This is a genomic window from Haloferax sp. s1 (assembly GCF_058382125.1).
Window position 1 is genome coordinate 1 of record NZ_JBZRPK010000383.1, and the last position, 3946, is coordinate 3946.

The following is a 3946-nucleotide window of genomic DNA, read 5'->3' on the forward strand; positions in this document are numbered from 1 at the left end:
CGCTATCGGGGCGTTCGTGCGCGTGATGGCGGGTATCGGCATTTGGTTGTCTCGTTCCTCCTAAGCCCGCCTTCGGCGACGTTCTCGCCGCCACGTCTCCCGCTCTCCCGAGCGGCAGCGCTCTGCAGTCGAAGCACAGTCTCAACCGAATCGATGGAAACTGATACCCGTACTGTCAGTCCGCGCCGCCAGTAGCTTCATCTGCGGCCGCCGATTCCGCATCGGTCGTCGCGGTTTTGAAGTATTTCATCGGGTGCGAGATGGTGTCACAGCGGTCGTCGCGGTTCACACAGAGGTCGTACGCCTGCATCGTCTCGCAGGTCGGTGGTGCGTACTGCGACCCACTGGAGTCAGCAAGGATAGTTGCGCGGTTCTTGAGAGATTCGGCGTTCGCCTCGCCGACGACGCCACCGACTTCTTCGGGGCTAAGTCCGACGCCGACGAGGAACGCCGCGAGTGAAAACGCGGCTTCGTTCGGGAGGGCTTCGCCGTCTTGCGCCCGCGTCAAGAGCGCCTCGACACACGGCGGGAAGTGGTCGGGGTCGACCGAGTCCGTGTAGACGACGTTGATAGCGCCGCGGTCGGAAAGCAGGTTTCGAAGGCGCTCGACGTGCGGCTTGAGCGCGTCGGCGAGTTGGTCGCCCGCGTCGCTGCCGCGGACGGTGAAGGGGAGTCCCTCGGCGACGCGGCGGCGTACTGCTTCTCTGAGCAGTTCGTAGAGTTCTGTGCGAGCGACGCGAACTGCCCCGTCGGCGAGCGAGCGATTGACGAGTCGCCAGTTGGCTCCCCAGTCGGTGTCGCAGTAGGTGAGGTACGGACCGACATCGACCCAGTAGTATTCGGGCGCACGATGGCTGTTTCCGGTCGATTCGGCCCGAACGGAGTCGGTCAGGTCGAACTCCCGAAGGAAGTCGTCGAGGCTGGCGCGCGCGTCGCTGTTGATATCGTTGTCACCGGCTCCGAAGTCGGCGAGCATGCGCTCGTAGGCGGTGTCTGCCTCGGCGCGGGCGTATTTGTCCACCGCCGCGGGCGTCTCGACGAGCGAGACGATGATGCGAGAGATGGGGTACGAGAGGAGTTCCGACTGAGTGTCCCACGCGTAGGGGTCCTCGGCTTCGACGGTGCCCTCCATGAGGGCGCGTTCGACGCGCTCTACCCCACGCTCGACGGCCGGGGCGTCCTCGGTGACGAGCGTTGCAATCGCAACCTCGGCCGATTCGACCGCCTGTCTGGCCGCGGCGAAGAACGGGTATCGAGCGTGGAGCGGGCGCATCCGCATACCGCCACGTTCCGGGTGCCTCCCGATAAACGCGACGGATTCGCCGGTGCGCGCGTGGCGTTGGCACTCGTGGCGACGACGCATCACACAACCTATTACGGACTACATCCTCAGCCTCTCACGTGCCGCACTTCGACTACCCGTGTCCGGACTGTCGTGCGACGACCAGTCTCCACGACGCAGACTGCCAGTTCGAGGGAACGCCGTGGGTGGAGGTCGAACACGCCTACGTCGATATCGTCTCGGTTCTCACCGGCGGGCCGTGCGACGAAGAGACGCTTCGCCGCGAGATTCCCGGCGAGTGGGGGCCGCTTCGACAGGCAGCACTCGGTCGACTCAAACGCGACGAACGGGTGTCGGAAGCGAAGTCGGGCGTTCTCCGTCTCCTCACGGCTGAAGAGTTCAGAGAGGAAGTGTCCGAACCGACGCACGAACCGATGCGGACGCTCCACCAGTACGGCAGCGTCCCCGGCTGTCACGACAACGCCGTCTTCGCCATGATTGCGTGGTACGAGATGGTCGGCCTGTCGTGGCCGGAGACACGCGAAAACGTCGTCAACTGGCTCCGCGAGACCGGCGCGTGGGACCGCGGCGGATTCGAGGAGGCGACGCCCGCCGAACTCGTCGAAAAGAAGCGCCACGTCTACGATGCGGGTTACGGCTGGAAGGAGAAAGCCATCTCGGCAAAGCGCGTCATCGACCGCTACCGTTCCTAAGGGAGGACCGTTCCATACTCAGTGGACTCTCACAGTAACCTGACAACCGAGATTCATGACTATTTGTTGTTAATTCAATATGTGGCCCACAAGTGTTAGGCCGGGTGAGTTAGAGGTTTACCCGTGCCTTCGGTCGTTCCTGTCTCACCGCTTGTAGTTCTCTGTCTTATCGCAGCACTCGTCTCCGGTGCTATCGGGACTGTCGCCTGGCGCGAAGGGACCGAACCCGGGTCGAAGTCGCTGTCTGTGCTTCTGTTTGCAGCGACGCTCTGGGCGGCCTCCTACGCCGTCGCACTCACGACGTTCGACCTCTCCCTCCGGTTTTGGTTTCAACTCCCTATCGAGGTCGCACAGGCCATCATTGCCCCGGCGTGGTTCGCCTTCTCGCTTTCGTACACTGGACGCGGCGAACTCCTCACACGTCGCCTCGTCGCCGGGTTACTCCTGTTCCCGGCGATTACCGTCGTCGCGCTCGTGACGAATCCAATCCACGGACTCCTCTGGACGAACTACCACCTCGACCCAGTTTTCGGCGCGGCGACGGTTCGGTTCGACCCGAGCCTCTGGTATCACCTCCACGCCGTGTACGGCTACGTCATCATCGGTTCCGGTCTCGTCCTCGTGGTCGAGATGCTGGCCGAACGGCTCTCTCGATACCGTTCGCAGGCGGTTGCGCTCGCCATCGGGTCAACTGCGCCGACCGTCGCCCACGTCGCCCACACGTTCGGACTCGGCCCGCTCCGAATGGTGAACTTCACGCCGGTCGCGCTGTCGGTGACGGGCGCGACGTTCGGCTACGCTCTCTATCGGTTCCAGTTGTTCGGTCTCTCGCCTGCGACCGGACGATTGGGTCGTCGGGCCGCCATCGACGACGTCGCTGTGGGCGTGCTCGTCCTCGACCGCGAGAACCGCATCGTCGACGCCAACAAGGCTGCGACGTCGCTTCTCGACCTCGATGCAGCGGTGGCTTTCGACCCGCTTTCGTCGGTGCTTCCCGGTGTCGACCTCGACGACGACCGCCAACTCGTGGACGTGACCGTCGACCGTCGCCGCCGGACCTACGAAGTCACCGTCTCGCCGGTCACGGACCAACACGAGCGGCGTCTCGGGCGGACAGTCACCGTCTCCGACGTGACGGGTCGTGTTCGCCGCCGTCAGCGACTCGAAGTGTTGAACCGCGTCCTTCGGCACAACCTTCGCAACGATATGACGGTCGTCATCGGCTACGCCGATATGGTCTCCGACCGACTCCCACCGGACCAACGGGATGCCGCTGACACGATTCGAGCCCGGTCGAACGAGTTGCTCTCGCTCGGCGAAAAGGCCCGAACGGTCGAACGCGTCATGGCCGGTATCGACGAGGGAAGCCGATTCGACGCCGTCGAGACGGTTCAAGCCGCTGTCTCCACGGTCAACGAGGAGTTCGATGCCAGCACGGTGACTATCGACGCCCCCGAGGCGCTCCCTGTCACGGGAAGCGAGCCAGCGGCCAAACTGCTCGTCCGCGAACTCGTCGAGAACGCGCTTGCACACGGCGACGGCGACCCGGCCGTTCGTGTGTCACTCTGCGACGTTGGTTCGGACCTCGTTATCTGCGTCGAAGACGACGGTCCCGGCGTCCCCGACTACGAACGGTCGGTCGTCGAAACCGGCAGCGAGTCGCCACTCCAGCATGGAAGCGGACTCGGTCTGTGGGCGGTCCGCTGGACGGTCAATTCCCTCGGTGGGGAACTCGAATTCGACGTGGACGAGGGGACGACGGCGACAGTTCGACTGCCGCACTGGTGTCGTCCCGAAGACGACGCCACAGCGTCAGAAACGTAAGTGGTTTCGTTGGTCTGTCTTCTGTCTCGTAGATTGCTCTCTCGGGTCGGATGTTCGTAGAACGGTTAGGACGGTCCAGAGAGTGGAGTGTGGAAACGCCTCGCCGCTTCGATTAGGCGCTCTGGAT

At 63.8% G+C, this 3946-nt stretch carries 3 protein-coding genes; 2 read left to right on the forward strand and 1 reads right to left on the reverse strand.

Annotated elements, in window-relative coordinates; all coding sequences use genetic code 11:
• Positions 1–175: 175 nt before the first annotated feature.
• Positions 176–1273: a DNA primase gene (locus tag QT222_RS04875; RefSeq protein ID WP_491476491.1), complete on the reverse strand. Its 1098-nt coding sequence runs from the start codon at positions 1271–1273 to the stop codon at positions 176–178.
• A 128-nt stretch (positions 1274–1401) separates the two neighbouring features.
• Between QT222_RS04875 and QT222_RS04880 the strand changes: the two genes are divergently transcribed.
• Complete coding sequence (locus QT222_RS04880; protein ID WP_491476489.1) at positions 1402–1995, forward strand: DUF7474 family protein; 594 nt, start codon at positions 1402–1404, stop codon at positions 1993–1995.
• A 123-nt stretch (positions 1996–2118) separates the two neighbouring features.
• The gene (locus QT222_RS04885) at positions 2119–3819 is read left to right on the forward strand and encodes a histidine kinase N-terminal 7TM domain-containing protein (RefSeq protein ID WP_491476490.1); all 1701 of its coding nucleotides are present in this window, start codon (positions 2119–2121) and stop codon (positions 3817–3819) included.
• The last annotated feature ends 127 nt before the right edge of the window (positions 3820–3946 follow it).

Bases quoted from the DNA above. Each gene is read 5' to 3' on its own strand.
- QT222_RS04875 (WP_491476491.1), bottom strand. From the start codon at position 1,273: ATGCGCCCGCTCCACGCTCGATACCCGTTCTTCGCCGCGGCCAGACAG.